General features: G+C 61.4%; 16 protein-coding genes and 1 other RNA gene. 14 read left to right on the forward strand and 3 right to left on the reverse strand.

The genetic code is table 11. The features are described from left to right. Positions 1-59: 59 nt before the first annotated feature. Positions 60-827, forward strand: a complete 768-nt coding sequence (locus PAQ31011_RS10080) for an enoyl-CoA hydratase (RefSeq protein ID WP_150575653.1) — start codon at positions 60-62, stop codon at positions 825-827. 136 nt (positions 828-963) lie between these two features. Here the strand turns inward: PAQ31011_RS10080 and PAQ31011_RS10085 are convergent, their stop codons facing one another. After that, positions 964-1,383: an acyl-CoA thioesterase gene (locus PAQ31011_RS10085; protein ID WP_150575654.1), complete on the reverse strand. Its 420-nt coding sequence runs from the start codon at positions 1,381-1,383 to the stop codon at positions 964-966. 140 nt (positions 1,384-1,523) lie between these two features. Here PAQ31011_RS10085 and PAQ31011_RS10090 point away from each other — a divergent pair, with 140 nt between their 5' ends. From PAQ31011_RS10090 to PAQ31011_RS10120, 7 genes are all read left to right on the forward strand, one after another. Next, positions 1,524-3,437 (forward strand): ABCB family ABC transporter ATP-binding protein/permease, encoded by a 1,914-nt coding sequence (locus PAQ31011_RS10090; protein WP_150575655.1) that lies wholly within the window; start codon positions 1,524-1,526, stop codon positions 3,435-3,437. A gap of 116 nt (positions 3,438-3,553) precedes the next feature. After that, a complete protein-coding gene (locus tag PAQ31011_RS10095) occupies positions 3,554-4,510 on the forward strand; it encodes a LysR family transcriptional regulator (protein ID WP_150575656.1) in 957 nt (318 codons plus the stop codon). Between the two features lie 275 nt (positions 4,511-4,785). After that, positions 4,786-6,072 (forward strand): Glu/Leu/Phe/Val family dehydrogenase, encoded by a 1,287-nt coding sequence (locus PAQ31011_RS10100; RefSeq protein ID WP_150575657.1) that lies wholly within the window; start codon positions 4,786-4,788, stop codon positions 6,070-6,072. Positions 6,073-6,236: 164 nt separating this feature from the next. Continuing rightward, entirely contained in the window at positions 6,237-7,145 is a 909-nt protein-coding gene (locus PAQ31011_RS10105; protein ID WP_150575658.1) for a glutamate/aspartate ABC transporter substrate-binding protein, read from the forward strand. Between the two features lie 106 nt (positions 7,146-7,251). Continuing rightward, a complete protein-coding gene (locus PAQ31011_RS10110; protein ID WP_150575659.1) occupies positions 7,252-7,992 on the forward strand; it encodes an amino acid ABC transporter permease in 741 nt (246 codons plus the stop codon). Beyond that, the gene (gltK, locus tag PAQ31011_RS10115; protein ID WP_039396146.1) at positions 7,992-8,672 is read left to right on the forward strand and encodes a glutamate/aspartate ABC transporter permease GltK; all 681 of its coding nucleotides are present in this window, start codon (positions 7,992-7,994) and stop codon (positions 8,670-8,672) included. Before PAQ31011_RS10110 ends, gltK begins: the two co-directional genes overlap by 1 nt. Further along, a complete protein-coding gene (locus PAQ31011_RS10120) occupies positions 8,669-9,394 on the forward strand; it encodes an amino acid ABC transporter ATP-binding protein (protein ID WP_039396149.1) in 726 nt (241 codons plus the stop codon). The genes gltK and PAQ31011_RS10120 overlap by 4 nt, the downstream gene beginning before the upstream one ends. Positions 9,395-9,490: 96 nt before the next feature. On the opposite strand, the gene PAQ31011_RS10125 is transcribed toward PAQ31011_RS10120, so the two are convergent. Further along, entirely contained in the window at positions 9,491-10,321 is an 831-nt protein-coding gene (locus tag PAQ31011_RS10125) for a class II glutamine amidotransferase (protein WP_039396153.1), read from the reverse strand. A gap of 204 nt (positions 10,322-10,525) precedes the next feature. On the opposite strand from PAQ31011_RS10125, the gene pyrC reads away from it, so the two are divergent. The 3 genes from pyrC to rnpB all read left to right on the forward strand — a co-directional run bounded on the left by pyrC (position 10,526) and on the right by rnpB (position 13,009). Next, positions 10,526-11,563 (forward strand): dihydroorotase, encoded by a 1,038-nt coding sequence (pyrC, locus tag PAQ31011_RS10130; protein WP_150575660.1) that lies wholly within the window; start codon positions 10,526-10,528, stop codon positions 11,561-11,563. Positions 11,564-11,600: 37 nt separating this feature from the next. Beyond that, entirely contained in the window at positions 11,601-12,473 is an 873-nt protein-coding gene (locus tag PAQ31011_RS10135; protein ID WP_150575845.1) for a DUF3025 domain-containing protein, read from the forward strand. A gap of 126 nt (positions 12,474-12,599) precedes the next feature. Further along, positions 12,600-13,009: RNase P RNA component class A (gene rnpB, locus PAQ31011_RS10140), an RNA gene on the forward strand. A gap of 92 nt (positions 13,010-13,101) precedes the next feature. Here the strand turns inward: rnpB and PAQ31011_RS10145 are convergent. Next, positions 13,102-13,524 carry an OsmC family protein gene (locus tag PAQ31011_RS10145; RefSeq protein WP_046290884.1) on the reverse strand — a complete coding sequence of 141 codons (423 nt, stop codon included), beginning with the start codon at positions 13,522-13,524 and terminating at the stop codon, positions 13,102-13,104. 637 nt (positions 13,525-14,161) lie between these two features. On the opposite strand from PAQ31011_RS10145, the gene rplM reads away from it, so the two are divergent. The 3 genes from rplM to argC all read left to right on the forward strand — a co-directional run bounded on the left by rplM (position 14,162) and on the right by argC (position 16,200). After that, positions 14,162-14,590, forward strand: a complete 429-nt coding sequence (rplM, locus tag PAQ31011_RS10150) for a 50S ribosomal protein L13 (protein WP_010805091.1) — start codon at positions 14,162-14,164, stop codon at positions 14,588-14,590. 9 nt (positions 14,591-14,599) lie between these two features. Further along, positions 14,600-14,995 (forward strand): 30S ribosomal protein S9, encoded by a 396-nt coding sequence (gene rpsI, locus PAQ31011_RS10155; protein ID WP_039396162.1) that lies wholly within the window; start codon positions 14,600-14,602, stop codon positions 14,993-14,995. 161 nt (positions 14,996-15,156) lie between these two features. Further along, positions 15,157-16,200: an N-acetyl-gamma-glutamyl-phosphate reductase gene (argC, locus tag PAQ31011_RS10160; protein WP_039396165.1), complete on the forward strand. Its 1,044-nt coding sequence runs from the start codon at positions 15,157-15,159 to the stop codon at positions 16,198-16,200. The last annotated feature ends 47 nt before the right edge of the window (positions 16,201-16,247 follow it).

Here is a 16,247-nt window from a genome sequence, read left to right on the forward strand (position 1 = left end):
GCGTGGCTGCCCCCGGCGTCGTCATCTGTCGCTATTGAGACACCGAGGAGACACACACGATGGAAGACGTATTGGTGCAGCGTCAGGGCGCGGTGCAGGTGCTCACGCTCAACCGCGTTCAGAAGAAAAACGCGATCACGGCCGACATGTATCAGGCGCTCGCGGACGGGATCAACGAAGCCGAAGACGACGCGTCGCTGCGCGTGATCCTGATTCAGGGCCAGCCGGAAGCCTTCTCGGCGGGCAACGACCTCGAAGACTTTCTGAAGAATCCGCCGAAGGACGAGAGCGCACCCGTGTTCCAGTTCCTGCGTGCGATCAGCCAGGCGACCAAGCCGATCGTGGCCGCCGTGGCGGGCAACGCCGTCGGTGTGGGCACGACGATGCTGCTGCACTGCGATGTGGTCTACGCAGCCGATTCGGCCCGCTTCTCGTTGCCGTTCTCGCAGTTGGCGCTGTGCCCGGAGGCGGCCTCGAGCTGGCTGCTGCCGCGTGTGTCGGGCTATCACCGCGCCGCCGAGAAGCTGCTCTTCGGTGAGCCGTTCGATGTGAACGAAGCGGTCGCCATGGGCTTCGTCAACCGGATCGTTCCCGCAGCCGAGTTGACCGAGTTCGCGGCGAAGCGTGCTGCGCAACTGGCCGCCATGCCTGCCGGGTCGCTGCGCGTGACCAAGCAGCTGATGAAGGCTGACGGCGCAAGCGACGTACAGGCACGCATTGGCGAGGAGGGCGTCGAGTTCGCCAAGCGTCTGCTGTCGCCCGAGGCCCGTGAAGCGTTCACGGCCTTCTTCGAGAAGCGCAAACCGGATTTCACGAAGATTTCGTAAGTTCTGGCAGCGCCGGACCCAGCGTCCGGCCCGCAAAAGACAAACGCCGCACGCCTCACTTCGAGGCGGCGGCGTTTTTTTGTCTAAACCGGTCGGACGGCCGCGCGGAGCAACCGTCCCCCAGGGTCAACTGACGTCAACCGATGGCGTCGAGCTTCGGCAGCGGGCGCGGACGACGGTCTTCGTCGGTCGCGACGTACGTCACCATGGCCTCGGTCACTTTGACGATCTCGTGCGACAGGCGCATGCGCTGGGCGTACGCCTCGACGTAGACGGTGATCGACGTATTGCCGGTCTTGACGATGGTGGCGTAGAAGCTGAGCAGATCGCCGACGAAGACCGGCTCCTTGAACAGGAACGAGTTGACGGCGATGGTCGCCACACGGCCGTTGGCGCGCTGAGCGGCCGGGATCGAACCGGCGATGTCGACCTGGGACATGATCCAGCCACCGAAGACGTCGCCATGGGCATTGGCGTCGGCGGGCATCGGCATCACGCGCAACGCCAGTTCTTTTTCTTCGGGCAGGGCCGTGAGGGCAGGGGTCGGGGTACTCATGAGGTTCCTTGCTAGAGCGGGAAAGCCGGCCGGCGGCGATTTGGCACGGTTCAGCGCACGTCGCCGGGTTCTGCGAAAATACGTCATCGACGATTCTAGCGGAAAGCCCTCTCCCGAGCCGGACGCCGCCCCACCCCACCATGAGACGTTTTACTCCGGCCGAGCCCGCGCCGGCGGCCTCCGGCAAGCCCAATGCCGCCAAACCGGCGCGCGGCGACTGGCAGGTCATCAAGTCCCTGATTCCCTATCTGATGGAATTTCGCGGCCGCGTGACGCTGGCGCTGTCGTGCCTGATCCTGGCAAAGGTCGCCAACCTTGGCGTGCCGGTCATCATGAAGCACATCGTCGACGCCCTCGGCCCGGTGGCGTCGCTCTCGGCCACGGCGCGCGCCACGAACGATCCGAGTCTGATCGTCGTGGGCGGCCTCGGCATGCTGGTGATCGCTTACGGCGTGGTGCGGCTGTCGACGTCGCTCTTCACCGAGCTGCGCGAAATCCTGTTCTCGAAGGTGACGGAGAGCGCTGTGCGTCAGATCGCGCTCAAGGTGTTCCGGCATCTGCACGCCCTGTCGCTGCGCTTCCATCTGGAGCGGCAGACGGGGGGCATGAGTCGCGACATCGAGCGGGGCACGCGAGGCATCCAGTCGATGATCTCGTACTCGCTCTACAGCATTCTCCCCACGCTCATCGAAGTCGCGCTGGTACTCGGCTTCTTCGTCGTACGCTACGAAGCGTTCTACGCCATCGTCACGCTCGTGGCGCTGGTGTTCTACATCACCTTCACGGTGAAGGTCACGGAGTGGCGCACGCACTTTCGTCGCACGATGAATGAACTCGATTCGAAGGCAAACGCCCGCGCCATCGATTCGCTCATCAACTACGAGACGGTGAAGTACTTCGGCAACGAAGCCTTCGAGACGCAGCGCTACGACGAGAACCTCAAGCGTTATCGCGCGGCCGCCATCCGCTCGCAGAACTCGCTCTCGGTGCTGAACTTCGGCCAGCAGGTGATCATCGCCAGCGGGTTGATTCTGATCTTGTGGCACGCCACGCAGGGCGTGATGAGCGGACGCATGACGCTCGGCGATCTCGTGCTCGTCAACACGTTCATGTTGCAGCTCTACATTCCGCTGAATTTCCTCGGCGTGATCTATCGCGAGCTGAAGCAAGCGATGACCGACATGGATCGCATGTTCACGCTGCTCGACGTGAACCGAGAAGTGGCCGACCCGCCGGGCGCGCAGCCGCTCGTGTGTAACGGCGGCACCGTGCGTTTCGAACACGTGAACTTCGGCTACGAGCCGGCGCGCCAGATCCTGCACGACGTCGATTTCACCATCGCGGCGGGGACGACCACTGCGGTCGTGGGCCATAGCGGCTCGGGCAAATCGACGCTCTCGCGTCTGCTGTTCCGCTTCTACGACGTAGGTTTCCCGGGGCTCGACGGCGGACGCATCTCCATCGACGGTCAGGACATTCGCAACGTCACACAGGATTCGCTGCGCGCGGCCATCGGTATCGTGCCGCAGGATACGGTGCTGTTTAACGACACGATCTACTACAACATCGCGTACGGCAATCCGTCGGCGTCGCGCGAACAGGTGATTGCCGCCGCGCGGGCTGCGCACATCCACGACTTCATCGAAAGTCTGCCGGCCGGTTACCAGTCGATGGTCGGTGAGCGCGGACTCAAGCTCTCCGGTGGCGAAAAGCAGCGTGTGGCGATTGCACGGACCATCCTCAAGAATCCGCATATTCTGATTTTCGACGAAGCGACGTCGGCGCTCGATTCGCGCTCGGAACAGGCGATTCAGACGGAGTTGCGCAACATCGCACGCGAGCGCACGACGCTGGTCATCGCACACCGTCTCTCGACGGTGGTGCACGCGGCGCAGATCATCGTGCTCGACAAGGGGCGCATCGTGGAGCGTGGTACGCACGATCAGTTGCTGCGCGCCGAAGGCCTCTACGCACAGATGTGGGCGTTGCAGCAGCAGCGTCGCGGCGGGGAAGGGGACGCGGAGGCGTCGCACTTCGCCACGGTGGTGTCCTGAGCCTGACGGCGCATGACTGAGCGCGATTCCGCGTCGGGATGACGGGCGCGGGTCTGTCATCCCGGCAGGCGATTGAGTAGACTGGCGCACCGACATCGCCTGCGCGGGAGCACCGCATGGAAATCAAGTGGCTCGAGGACTTCGTGTCCCTCGCCAAGACGAACAGTTTCAGCCGCTCGGCGGAATTGCGTCACGTAACGCAGCCGGCGTTCTCGCGGCGTATTCAATCGCTCGAAGCGTGGCTGGGCAGCGAACTCATCGACCGTTCCAGCTATCCGACGCGTCTCACGCCAGCGGGCGAGGTCTTCTACGAGCAGGCGCTGACGTTGCTCGCGCAGGCGCAGGAAGCCCGCGCGTTGCTGCGCGAACAGCGCTCTGCCGATCATTCCGTGATCGACTTCGCCGTCCCCCATACGCTCTCCATGACGTTCTTCCCGCGCTGGCTCAAGCTGCTGGAGAAGCGTCAGGGCTTGCTGCGCAGCCGTCTGCGTGCGCTCAACGTGCACGATGCGGCCATGTCGCTCACCGACGGCGGCTGCGATCTTCTGATGTGCTACTACCACCCGAGCCAGCCGCTGCAACTCGACTCGGCGCGCTACGAGATGATCGTGCTCGGCAGTGAGCGCTTCAGTCCGTACAGCGCGCCGACCGCGCAAAAGCGCGCCCGTTTCAAGTTGCCGGGCACCCCCGAAGCACCGGTGCCTTATCTGGCCTACACGTCCAACGCCTACCTCGGTCGGATGGCCGATCTGCTCGTGGGAGACGTGTCGAGCCGGCCGCATCTGGACAAGGTCTACGAGACGGACATGGCGGAGGCGCTCAAAGCGATGGTGCTCGCCGGACACGGCGTGGCGTTCCTGCCGGAGAGTGCGGTGGTCGATTCCGTGGCACGAGGCGAGCTGATCGATCTCGCACCGCCGGGCAAAACCGCGTCGCCCTGGCATCTGGACATGGAAATCCGGTTGTATCGCGATCGCCTTGCCCATACGGACGCGAGCAACCGCCGCGAGCGTGCCAAACGCGACGTCGTCGAAGCCTTCTGGCAGGCGGTTCGGGACCAGGTCAAAGGCTAGAGATAGACGGTTTCAATAGACCGGATATGCAGTAGGGCTTCAGGGGGCAGCGGGGGATTCGCATCCGGTAAGGAGGCCCTCGTTGACGCGCGATCACGTCGATTTGCCTGACGTACCGGCGAAATGAGGGTGTGCTTGCATCTATGCAGGAATTGCATAGATGCATGTTTATTCGGCATTGGATTGTTAATCGAGGTTCTTTGTAAAGTGCCAGCCATTCGTGTCGCTGGCGCGGTGTGTGCCGGCGGTGCAGATTGAAGCCGGAGAATCCAACGATGTCTCAAACGTCACATGCCTTGCCCTCTTACCTCGACGCCGAACACCTCGGTCCGTGGGGTAACTACCTCCAACAAGTCGACCGCGTTACCCCCTACCTCGGTTCGCTATCGCGCTGGGTCGAAACCCTCAAGCGTCCGAAGCGTATTCTCGTGGTCGACTGCCCGATCGAACTCGACAACGGCACCATCGCCCACTTCGAGGGATATCGCGTTCAGCACAACACCTCGCGCGGTCCCGGTAAGGGCGGCGTGCGTTTCCACCAAGATGTGACGCTGTCCGAAGTCATGGCCCTCTCGGCCTGGATGTCGGTCAAGAACGCTGCGGTGAACGTGCCTTACGGCGGTGCCAAGGGCGGTATCCGCGTCGATCCGCGCAAGCTTTCGCGTGGCGAGCTGGAGCGTCTGACGCGTCGCTACACCAGCGAAATCAACATCATCATCGGGCCGACGAAGGACATTCCGGCACCGGACGTCAACACCAATGAGCAGATCATGGCGTGGATGATGGACACCTACTCGATGAACGAGGGTTCCACCGCCACGGGCGTCGTCACCGGCAAGCCGATCTCGCTGGGTGGCTCGCTGGGCCGCCGTGAAGCGACCGGCCGCGGTGTGTTCGTGGTGAGCTGCGAAGCGGCTCGCCGTCTGGGCATGGACGTGCGCGGTGCGCGCGTGATCGTGCAGGGCTTCGGCAACGTGGGCGGTATCGCTGCCCGTCTGTTCCATGAAGCCGGCGCGCATGTCATCGGCGTGCAAGATCACACCGGCACGATCTACAAGTCGGACGGCCTCGATGTGCCGAACCTGCTCAAGCATGTGGCCGAGACCGGCGGCGTGGGCGGCTTCCCGGCAGCGGAAACCATGAAGGACGAAGAATTCTGGTCGATCGACTGCGAATTCCTGATCCCGGCCGCGCTGGAAAACCAGATCACCGAGAAGAACGCCGACCAGATCCGCGCCAAGGTCGTGGTGGAAGGCGCCAACGGCCCGACCACGACGGCTGCGGACGACATCCTGCGTAGCAAGAACATTCTTGTGGTGCCGGACGTGGTTGCCAACGCCGGTGGTGTGACGGTGTCGTACTTCGAATGGGTGCAGGACTTCTCGAGCTTCTTCTGGACCGAGGAAGAGATCAACCAGCGTCTGGAGCGCATCATGCGCGAGGCCTTCGATGGCGTGTGGCACGTGGCGCAGGAGCACCAGGTTTCGCTGCGTACAGCCGCATTCATCGTCGCGTGTAGCCGTATTCTGCAAGCCCGTGAAATGCGTGGTCTGTACCCCTGATCGATAGGGTATAGTCCGGCTAAGTAGTAGTACGCATTCGTGCGTAAAAAGGAATGTTCGGGGCGAGTTAAGTCAAAAAAGACGCTCGTTCCGAACAATCGAGAATAAAAAAATCGGTAATTGCAGTGCTAAAATGCACTGGTTTTTGCCAAGGAGACCAAGGAATGACCCTCTCGAAAATTGCGTTGGCGATGTGCTGTGTTGGCCTGATGGCAGGTGCTGCTCAGGCTCAGGAAGCCGGTACCCTCAAGAAGATCAAGGACACGGGCATCATTTCGCTGGGAAACCGCGAATCGTCGATTCCCTTCTCGTTCTATGACAACAACCACAATGTTGTCGGTTATGCCAACGACGTCGCTCAGGCGATCGTTGCTGAAGTCAAGAAAGACCTGAAGCTGGCGAAGCTGGACGTCAAGCAAACGCCGATCACGTCGCAGAACCGCATTCCGCTGGTTCAGAACGGCACCATCGACATCGAGTGCGGTTCGACCACGAACAACGCCGACCGTCAGAAGCAGGCTGCCTTCTCGAACACGTTCTTCATCATCGGCACGCGTCTGCTGACGAAGAACACGTCGGGCGTGAAGGATTTCGCGGACCTGAAGGGCAAGAACGTTGTCACGACGGCTGGCACGACGTCTGAGCGTCTGCTGCGCGAGATGAACCAGAAAGACAACATGGGCATGAACATCATCAGCGCGAAGGATCACGGCGAAGCCGCCATCACGCTGCATCAGGGTCGTGCCGTGGCGTTCATGATGGACGACGCACTGCTGGCTGGCGAGCGCGCCAAGTTCAAGGATGCCAAGGACTACAGCATTGTCGGCAAGGCTGCTTCGTACGAAGCCTACGGCTGCATGATGCGCAAGGACGATCCGGCGTTCAAGAAGGTGGTGGACAAGGCTGTCGCCGACTATCAAAAGTCGGGTCAGGCACAGAAGGACTACGCCAAGTGGTTCCAACAGCCGATTCCGGCACTGGGTGGTGTGAACATGGACTTCGCACCGTCGGCTGAAATGGCCGCCCTGTGGAAGAACCCGAACGACAAGGCAGATGTCGACGGCGCCAAGTAAGCCAACAGGCTCACTGATTCGCCAGGCGCTAAGCCGGTAATTCCGAAGCGGAAGGAGTCAATCCTTCCGCTTCTTTTTAAGCAAGACAAGTAGAAGAGGGGAGATCATGGCTTTCGGTCTCGATTTCAGTTTTTTCTTCCAGCCGGTTGCTACCGGTGAGGACAGCACCTACTTCGGTTGGGTGCTCTCGGGTCTCAAGCTCACGCTTGAGGTCGGCCTCGGCGGCTGGATCATCGCGCTCGTCGTCGGCTCCGTGCTCGGGGTGATGCGCACCGTCCCAAACAAATGGATTTCCGGATTCGCAGCGGCTTACGTCGAACTGTTCCGGAACATCCCGCTGCTCGTGCAGTTGTTCTTCTGGTATTACGTGGCCCCCGACTTCCTGCCGGAAGCCGTTCGCCAGTGGCTGTTCTCGCTCAATCCCGCTAACGTCTCGCTGCTCACCGGTGTGATCGGTCTGGGACTGTTCACGGCGGCGCGGGTTTGCGAACAGGTGCGATCGGGTATCAATTCGTTGCCGAAGGGTCAGAAGAATGCCGGTCTCGCGATGGGGCTCACGCTCCCGCAGACCTACCGCTTCGTGTTGTTGCCGGTCGCGTTCCGTGTGGTGATTCCGCCGATTACGTCGGAGTTCGTCAACATCTTCAAGAACTCGGCTGTGATTTCGACGGTGAACCTGCTCGAACTGACGGGCCAGGGCAAGCAGCTTATCGACTACACGGCGCATAGCTACGAGTCGTTCATCGTTATCACGGTGGCTTACATGATCATCAACATCGCGGTGCTGGTGCTCATGCGCTTCATCGAAGCCAAGACCCGCCTGCCGGGCTACATCGGGGGCAAATAATGTTCGAGATCTTCGCATGGGGCGGTGTCGTCGACGCTTGGCCTCTGCTCGTCAAGGGCATGATCACCACGCTGCAGGTCACGGCGTTGGCTGTGGTCGTCGGCATCATCTGGGGCACGTTGCTCGCGATGATGCGCCTGTCGGGCGTCGCACCGCTCAAGTGGTTCGCGGATCTGTACGTGAACGTGTTCCGCTCGATTCCGCTGCTGATGGTGCTGCTGTGGTTCTTCCTGATCGTGCCGCAGGTGCTGCGTTCGTTGCTCGACGTGCCGCCGACGTGGGATATCCGGATGGTCTCCGCGCTCGTGGCCTTCTCGCTTTTTGAAGCGGCGTATTATTCGGAAATTATCCGCGCCGGTATTCAGAGTGTGTCGCGTGGTCAGATGTCCGCGGCTTTCGCGCTGGGCATGTCGTACTGGCAGGCGATGGGCCTCGTGGTGCTGCCGCAGGCGTTCCGCAACATGGTGCCGTTGCTGCTCACGCAGGGCATCATTCTGTTCCAGGATACCTCGCTCGTGTACGCGATCGCCCTGTCCGACTTCTTCGGCATGGCGTACTCGGTCGGTCAGCGTGACGGCACGCTGCCTGCCATGATTGTGTTTGCCGGGGCGGTCTACTTTGTGATCTGCTTCACGGTTTCGATGTTGGTTAAACGTCTTCAAAAGAGGTTGGCGAAATGATTACCCTTAAAAACGTCTCCAAGTGGTACGGCCAGTTCCAGGTGCTCACGGACTGCTCCACTGAAGTCAAGAAGGGTGAAGTCGTGGTGGTGTGCGGCCCGTCGGGTTCGGGCAAGTCCACGCTCATCAAGACCGTCAACGGTCTGGAGCCGATCCAGCAAGGCGAGATCATCGTCGATGGCACCTCGGTCGCAGATCCGAAGACGAACCTGGCCAAGCTGCGCTCGCGCGTCGGCATGGTGTTCCAGCACTTCGAACTGTTCCCGCACCTGTCGATCACCGAGAACCTGACGCTCGCACAGGTCAAGGTGCTGGGTCGCAGCAAGGAAGCGGCACGCGACAAGGGCCTCAAGCTGCTTGAGCGCGTGGGCCTGAAGGCGCACGCTCACAAGTTCCCGGGCCAGCTCTCGGGTGGTCAGCAGCAGCGTGTGGCCATCGCCCGTGCCTTGTGCATGGACCCGATCGCCATGCTGTTCGACGAGCCGACCTCGGCGCTCGACCCGGAAATGATTAACGAAGTGCTCGACGTGATGGTCGAACTGGCGCAGGAAGGCATGACCATGATGGTGGTGACCCACGAAATGGGCTTCGCCAAGAAGGTCGCCAACCGCGTGATCTTCATGGATCAGGGCATCATCGTGGAAGACGACCAGAAGGACGAGTTCTTCGCGAATCCGAAGTCGGACCGCGCCAAGGACTTCCTGGCCAAGATCCTTCACTGATCGACGCCAGCGCAGGAATGAAAAAGGCGTGCCTTCGGGCACGCTTTTTTTATGGGCGTCGACGCGAGGCAGACACCCCGCGTCCTACGACAGTCGTTACTGGCAGGCCGTGTTTTGCGCGTTGCGCAGTCGCACCGCTTCCGGAATCGGTACCACGGTGCGCAGCGTCGGCGCGCCTTTCTCGAACAGGATGAGTTCGCCCGGCTCGAAGGTCGTCCAGACTTCGTTGTCGGTGAGCGGTGCCGTCGCGATCACTGCGACGCGATCGGCCGGGGTGGTGAACTTGGCGAAATCGATCTCCCAGTCGGCATCGATCAGGTGCGCCTTGGTGAACGGCCACTGACGGGCGATGAAATGCAGGCGGGTCGAACAATGTGCGATCAGCGCCTGACCGTTCGAGAGCACGAAGTTGAACACGCCGTGGCGCGTGATCGTGCGCGTGATGTCTTCCACCGCGTGGAACAGTTCGTCGAGCGGCGGTTGCGAGCCGGGGAAGCGCTTGCGCAGGCCCTGCATGATGTCGCAGAAGGCGCGCTCGCTATCCGTCGTCCCCACCGGTTGATAGACGCCCGAGAGAAACGGGTCGTAATCGTGCAGGTCGCCGTTGTGGGCGAAGATCCAGTGACGTCCCCAAAGCTCTCGCTGGAACGGATGGCAATTCTCCAGTTCGACGATGCCCTGCGTGGCCTTACGGATGTGCGCGATGACGTTCTTGGACTTGATCGGGTACTTTTTCACCAATTCGGCGATGGGCGAGTTGGCCGCGGCCTGATGATCGATGAACAGGCGGCAGGCCTTGTCCTCGAAGAACGCGATACCCCAACCGTCGGCATGGTGATCCGTACCACCCCCACGCGCCGCGAAACCGGTAAATGAGAACGTGATGTCGGTCGGTTCCGCGCAATTCATTGCGAGCAGTTGGCACATGGGACGGGCAAATCGATGATTGGCTGCGCACGTCGTGTCTGAGCGCCGCAACCGTTACAATATGGGGTTACAGAAGCATAGCACCGGCCTCTGTGCACGTACATTCCCGCCCAGGCGGTCCGTCGCGTCGACGCGTCACTCGTTCGCACTTCGCCGCTACGTTCGCACTGGGCTAGACGTCCCTCCTGCCCCCGGAAAACGCTCATGAGCACCGAACTGACTATCACCCGTCCCGATGACTGGCACCTGCATGTACGCGATGGCGACGTGCTCAAGAGCGTGCTGCCCGACAGCGCTCGCCAGTTCGGCCGCGCGATCATCATGCCGAACCTGAAGCCGCCGGTCACCACGACCGAACACGCGGCGGCGTACCGCGAGCGCATTCTCGCCGCACGCCCGGCCGGCAACACGTTCGAGCCGCTCATGACGCTGTACCTCACCGACAACACGCCGGGCGAAGAGATCCGTCGCGCGAAGGCGTCGGGCTTCGTCCACGGCGTGAAGCTGTATCCGGCCGGTGCCACGACGAACTCGGACGCCGGCGTGACCGATCTGGCCAAGTGCCGCGGCGCGCTCGAAGCGATGCAAGAAGTCGGCATGCCGTTGCTCGTGCACGGTGAAGTGACGAGTTCGGACATCGACATCTTCGATCGTGAAAAGGTGTTCATCGACAAGGTGATGTCGCCGCTGCGTCGCGATTATCCGGAGTTGAAGGTCGTTTTCGAGCACATTACGACGCAGGATGCTGCCGAATACGTCGCGTCGGCCGAAGGTCCGATCGCCGCCACGATCACCCCGCACCACCTGCTGTACAACCGTAATGCCATCTTTACCGGTGGTATTCGTCCGCATTACTACTGCCTGCCGGTGCTCAAGCGTGAGACGCATCGCGAAGCCCTCGTAAAGGCCGCTACGTCGGGCAGCCCGCGCTTCTTCCTCGGTACCGACAGCGCGCCGCACGCCCGTGGCGTGAAGGAAGCCGCCTGCGGCTGTGCCGGTTGCTATACGGCGCTGCACGCCGTGGAGCTGTACGCCGAGGCATTCGACAAGGCGGGCGCGCTCGATAAGCTCGAAGCGTTCGCCAGCTTCTACGGCCCGGACTTCTACGAACTGCCGCGTAACGCAGATAAAGTCACGCTTGTGCGCGAAGACTGGACGCTGCCGGCGGAACTGCCGATGGGCGACCAGACTGTTGTGCCTCTGCGCGGCGGTGAAGTCATCGGCTGGAAGTTCAAGGGCTGAGGCTGGGCCTCGGTTCGCTCTCGTTTCGATGATGTCGATGCATGAGCGTGTGTCGTCGAGTCCGCTAAGTCCGCTAAGTCCGCCGAGTCAGTTGCATTCGGCGGGCGCGACATCCGACCTGCCGGAGATCGACTGGTGTGCACCATGGTTTAGCGCCGTGGCGGCACCGGGCCGGGCGGCGCTGGCTGACGACGACTGGGGCGGTGCGCTGTCGTCGCTGGCCGCGAACGCTGGTCTGGTCAGCGGGCAGGGGCAGGCGCTTCGCTTCGTCGCGCAGGACGATCTGCCCGCCGGTGTCGCCTATGAGGTGTTCATCGCGTCCACCGGTGGCGTGCCGACGCGCCGCAATCTCCACGACTTCTTCAATGCGCTGATCTGGCTGACGTTTCCGCGCGGCAAGGCGGCGCTCAACGCGCGTCAGGCGTCGGCCATTGCGGTGGACGGCGTGCAATCCACCCGAGGCGCGATGCGCGACGCCGCAACGCTGTTCGACGAGAACGCCGTTGTTTTCGCGTGCAGCGATGCCACGCTCGGTGCGGCGTTGCGGGCGTTCGACTGGCAGACGTTGTTCGTGGCGCGTCGTGCCGACTGGGGACGTGCTTGCGAAGTGCAGCCGTTCGGGCATGCCTTGCTGGAAAAGCTGGTCACGCCCTACAAGTCGGTCACCGCGCACGCGTGGATCGTCGACGTTCCCCAGACTTACTTCGAATGGCCGGACGCGCAACGGCGCGGGTGGCTCGACGCGCAGATCGCCCCGACGCTGGCATCTGCCTCCCTTACGCCCCGTGATTTCTCGCCGCTGCCAGTACTGGGCATCCCGGGCTGGTGGCCTGCGAACGACGATCCGGCGTTTTATCGGGACGTGTCCGTCTTCCGTCCCGGACGCCGGGAGCGAGCACGCACGGACTGATAGTGTGCTGGCTGTCCGAATGACCGTACGGGCCTCGTAGCCGCGCGGGATTGGCGTGTCGCCATGGCCGGGAGACAGGGAAAGCCCCAGCGTCAACGCAGAGCCCCGTGATACACTTCGGCCCGCAGAGTCGGCCAGACAATCGCCGCCTCCTTTCGGGGAGGGGGAGGAAAGTCCGGACTCCATAGGGCAGGGTGATGGCTAACGGCCATCCGTCGCGAGACGCGGAACAGGGCAACAGAGAACAGACCGCCGATGGCCTCTGGCGCAAGTCAGGGGATCAGGTAAGGGTGAAACGGTGCGGTAAGAGCGCACCGCGGCGTGCGGCAACGCACACGGCACGGTAACCTCCACCCGGAGCAATTCCAAATAGGCAGGTGAGCGGCATGCGCCTCGTGCGTGTGCCGGCAACGGGGCCCCCGGGAGCCTGCGGGTAGGAAGCTTGAGCGGCGTAGTGATGCGCCGCCTAGAGGAATGATTGTCAGGCGCGGCGCGAGTCGCGTTCACAGAATCCGGCTTATCGGCCAGCTCTGCATCCCAACACAATGCAAAAGGCTCCCCTCGGGAGCCTTTTGTGTTTCAGCGCTTGCCACCGCCAAGTATGCCGCGCGGGCAACGACTGCCGCTGTCAGCCTTCCACGATCTCAACGCTGTGCGTGAGTTCAGCCGTCTTGGCGAGCATGATCGACGCCGAGCAGTACTTGTCGTGCGAGAGCGTCACCGCGCGCTCCACAGCGCTCGGGTTCAGATTGCGGCCCGTCACGGTGAAGTGGAAGTGGATCTTCGTGAAGACCTTGGGGTCTTCGCTGGCGCGCTCGGCCTTGAGCGTCACGCTGCAATCCTTGATGTCCGCGCGGCTCTTCTTGAGGATCATCACCACATCGTACGCCGTGCATCCGCCGGTGCCGACCAGCACCATCTCCATCGGACGCGGCGCGAGATTGTTGCCGCCGCCTTCCGGTGCGCCGTCCATCGCGACAATGTGTCCGCTGCCCGTCTGTGCGACGAAGGACATGCCGCCCGGGCCCATCCAGCTAACCTTGCATTCCATATTTCGAAACCCCGATATCCCATTCAAGCAAAAATTGTAGCGGCTTCCGAGAACCTGCGTACGACGCCGCCTCAAACCTGAGTGACCGCGATTCGCGTCTCAGGTTGTTGCATCGCAATATTGGCGCTTTTTTGATCGGGTTTTGAGGGGGATAAACCCTGAATTTAGGTTTTGCCCTCTAGAGGATGACGCTGCGAAGGATTCTGAAAGGTTTTATCTGACTGATTTTTAATGATTTTTTGTGATGACGCTCGTTTGTTGTGCATTTCACATTATGGTGTTGCATTTCGCACTATAAATTTTCTTGCGTTGCACCATACCGTTTGCTACACTGCAGTCATTGGTTGTTGTGCTTCACAGCAACGCTGCAAGTGTCTCCTCCACCCTCCTCCTTTGGTGGATTTAACCCGGACCCATTGAGGTTCGGGTTTTTTTTGTGCTGCCGGAAACGTCGTTTACCGGTGGGGTGATTTTTCTGTATAATCAACGGCTTTTCCGGAAATGCCCACGGAAAAAGCATCAGGGAGAGCCTGCAAGCACAGGACTGCGCCATGTGACCTCGAGTCACCAGGACGCGGCCGGCAGACAAGCAGGAAGTTGGTGTTAATGGGGCAAACGCATTTTATTTGGATCGATCATGAAGACGTTTTCCGCTAAGCCGGCAGAGGTGACGCGCGAATGGTTTGTGATTGACGCGACGGACAAAGTCCTCGGCCGTGTCGCCAGCGAAGTGGCACGCCGTCTGCGCGGCAAGCACAAACCTGAATTTACGCCGCACGTTGACACGGGTGATTACATCATCATCGTCAATGCTGCCAAGCTGAAAGTTACGGGCGCAAAGCAAACTGACAAGAAGTACTACCGTCACACCGGTTATCCGGGCGGTATCTACGAAACCACGTTCGGCAAGATGCAAGAGCGCTTCCCGGGCCGTGCGCTCGAGAAGGCCGTGAAGGGCATGCTGCCGAAGGGTCCGCTGGGCTACGCGATGATCAAGAAGCTGAAGGTTTACGCCGACGGCAACCATCCGCACGAAGCGCAGCAACCGAAGTCGCTCGAGATCTAAGGGCCAGCCATGTTCAAAAACGATTGGAATTACGGCACCGGCCGTCGCAAGAGCGCAGTGGCTCGTGTGTTCATCAAGGCTGGCAAGGGCGATATCATCGTCAATGGCAAGCCGATCAAAGAGTACTTTGCTCGTGAAACGTCGCTGATGATCGTTCGTCAGCCGCTCGAGCTGACCAACCACGGCGAAACGTTCGACATCAAAGTCAACGTGTCGGGCGGCGGTGAAACGGGTCAGGCTGGTGCGGTTCGTCACGGTATCACCCGCGCACTGATCGACTACGACGCGACGCTCAAGCCGACGCTGTCGACCGCAGGCTTCGTGACGCGCGATGCCCGTGAAGTCGAACGTAAGAAGGTTGGCTTCCACAAAGCCCGCCGTCGCAAGCAATTCTCGAAGCGTTAATCGCCCGAGTGCTTGTGGGTATCCACTTCGGTGGATGCAAGAAAAGGCCGCCTCGCGCGGCCTTTTTCTTTTGGCGACGCGTGAGACGCGAGGGACGTTACCGTCCCACAAGTGTCGTCGAAGCTTGATAGAATCGCGGTTCCGATTGAAAGGGGTAGGACATGGTCAAGGTAGGTATCGTAGGCGGCACCGGCTATACCGGTGTGGAGCTGCTCCGTTTGCTGGCGCAGCACCCGGAAGTGAAGTTGACGGCGATTACCTCGCGCAAGGAAGCGGGTACGCCGGTCGCCGATATGTATCCGAACCTGCGAGGCCGTGTCGACCTGGCATTTTGCACGCCTGACGACGCACGTCTGACGGATTGCGATGTGGTGTTCTTTGCGACGCCGCACGGCGTGGCGATGGCGCAGGCGCGCGAGTTGCTGGCCGCCGGTGTGCGCGTGATCGATCTGGCCGCAGACTTCCGCCTGAAGGACACCGCCACGTTCGAAAAGTGGTACGGCATGCCGCATTCGTGCCCGGACATCCTCGAAGAAGCCGTCTACGGCCTGCCCGAGATCAACCGCGACAAGATCAAGAGCGCGCGCGTGATCGGCCTGCCGGGCTGCTATCCGACGTCCGTCCAACTGGGCTATGCGCCGCTGTTCGCCGGTGGGCGCAAGCTGGTCGACCCGAAGCATCTGATCGCAGACGCCAAGTCGGGCGCGAGCGGTGCGGGTCGTAAGGGAGAAACGTCGCTCATCCTCGCGGAAACGGCTGACAACTTCAAGGCCTATGGCGTGAAGGGACACCGTCACCACCCGGAAATCAAGCAGGGTCTCGAGGCGATTGCCGGTTACGACGTGGGTCTCACGTTCGTGCCGCATCTGTTGCCGACGATTCGCGGCATCCATTCGACGCTGTACGCGACGATCCTGCCCGAAGCGCGCGACACCGACTTCCAGGCGCTGTTTGAAACGTATTATGCCGGTGAGCCGTTCGTGGACGTGCTGCCGGCCGGCTCGATGCCGGAAACGCGCTGGGTGCGTGCCTCGAACTATGTGCGCATGGCCGTGCACCGTCCGAACGATGGCGACACGCTGGTGATCCTCGTCGTCGAGGACAATCTGGTCAAGGGCGCGTCCGGTCAGGGCGTGCAATGTATGAACCTGATGTTCGGCCTGCCGGAGAACATGGGCCTGACCCATATTCCCGTACTGCCGTAACGGTATTTATCGTCACTAAGCGCTTGATTTTCCGGCGTTCGGCACGA

The organism is Pandoraea aquatica (genome assembly GCF_902459565.1).
GTDB classification, from domain to species: domain Bacteria; phylum Pseudomonadota; class Gammaproteobacteria; order Burkholderiales; family Burkholderiaceae; genus Pandoraea; species Pandoraea aquatica.

What these genes read in the sequence shown, in the direction of transcription:
- PAQ31011_RS10120 (WP_039396149.1), top strand. Translation starts at nt 8,669, where the DNA reads ATGATTACCCTTAAAAACGTCTCCAAGTGGTACGGCCAGTTCCAGGTG.
- pyrC (WP_150575660.1), top strand. Translation starts at nt 10,526, where the DNA reads ATGAGCACCGAACTGACTATCACCCGTCCCGATGACTGGCACCTGCAT.
- gltK (WP_039396146.1), top strand. Translation starts at nt 7,992, where the DNA reads ATGTTCGAGATCTTCGCATGGGGCGGTGTCGTCGACGCTTGGCCTCTG.
- PAQ31011_RS10100 (WP_150575657.1), top strand. Translation starts at nt 4,786, where the DNA reads ATGTCTCAAACGTCACATGCCTTGCCCTCTTACCTCGACGCCGAACAC.
- PAQ31011_RS10145 (WP_046290884.1), bottom strand. Translation starts at nt 13,524, where the DNA reads ATGGAATGCAAGGTTAGCTGGATGGGCCCGGGCGGCATGTCCTTCGTC.
- PAQ31011_RS10110 (WP_150575659.1), top strand. Translation starts at nt 7,252, where the DNA reads ATGGCTTTCGGTCTCGATTTCAGTTTTTTCTTCCAGCCGGTTGCTACC.
- PAQ31011_RS10085 (WP_150575654.1), bottom strand. Translation starts at nt 1,383, where the DNA reads ATGAGTACCCCGACCCCTGCCCTCACGGCCCTGCCCGAAGAAAAAGAA.
- rpsI (WP_039396162.1), top strand. Translation starts at nt 14,600, where the DNA reads ATGTTCAAAAACGATTGGAATTACGGCACCGGCCGTCGCAAGAGCGCA.
- PAQ31011_RS10080 (WP_150575653.1), top strand. Translation starts at nt 60, where the DNA reads ATGGAAGACGTATTGGTGCAGCGTCAGGGCGCGGTGCAGGTGCTCACG.
- rplM (WP_010805091.1), top strand. Translation starts at nt 14,162, where the DNA reads ATGAAGACGTTTTCCGCTAAGCCGGCAGAGGTGACGCGCGAATGGTTT.
- argC (WP_039396165.1), top strand. Translation starts at nt 15,157, where the DNA reads ATGGTCAAGGTAGGTATCGTAGGCGGCACCGGCTATACCGGTGTGGAG.
- PAQ31011_RS10095 (WP_150575656.1), top strand. Translation starts at nt 3,554, where the DNA reads ATGGAAATCAAGTGGCTCGAGGACTTCGTGTCCCTCGCCAAGACGAAC.
- PAQ31011_RS10125 (WP_039396153.1), bottom strand. Translation starts at nt 10,321, where the DNA reads ATGTGCCAACTGCTCGCAATGAATTGCGCGGAACCGACCGACATCACG.
- PAQ31011_RS10105 (WP_150575658.1), top strand. Translation starts at nt 6,237, where the DNA reads ATGACCCTCTCGAAAATTGCGTTGGCGATGTGCTGTGTTGGCCTGATG.
- PAQ31011_RS10135 (WP_150575845.1), top strand. Translation starts at nt 11,601, where the DNA reads ATGCATGAGCGTGTGTCGTCGAGTCCGCTAAGTCCGCTAAGTCCGCCG.
- PAQ31011_RS10090 (WP_150575655.1), top strand. Translation starts at nt 1,524, where the DNA reads ATGAGACGTTTTACTCCGGCCGAGCCCGCGCCGGCGGCCTCCGGCAAG.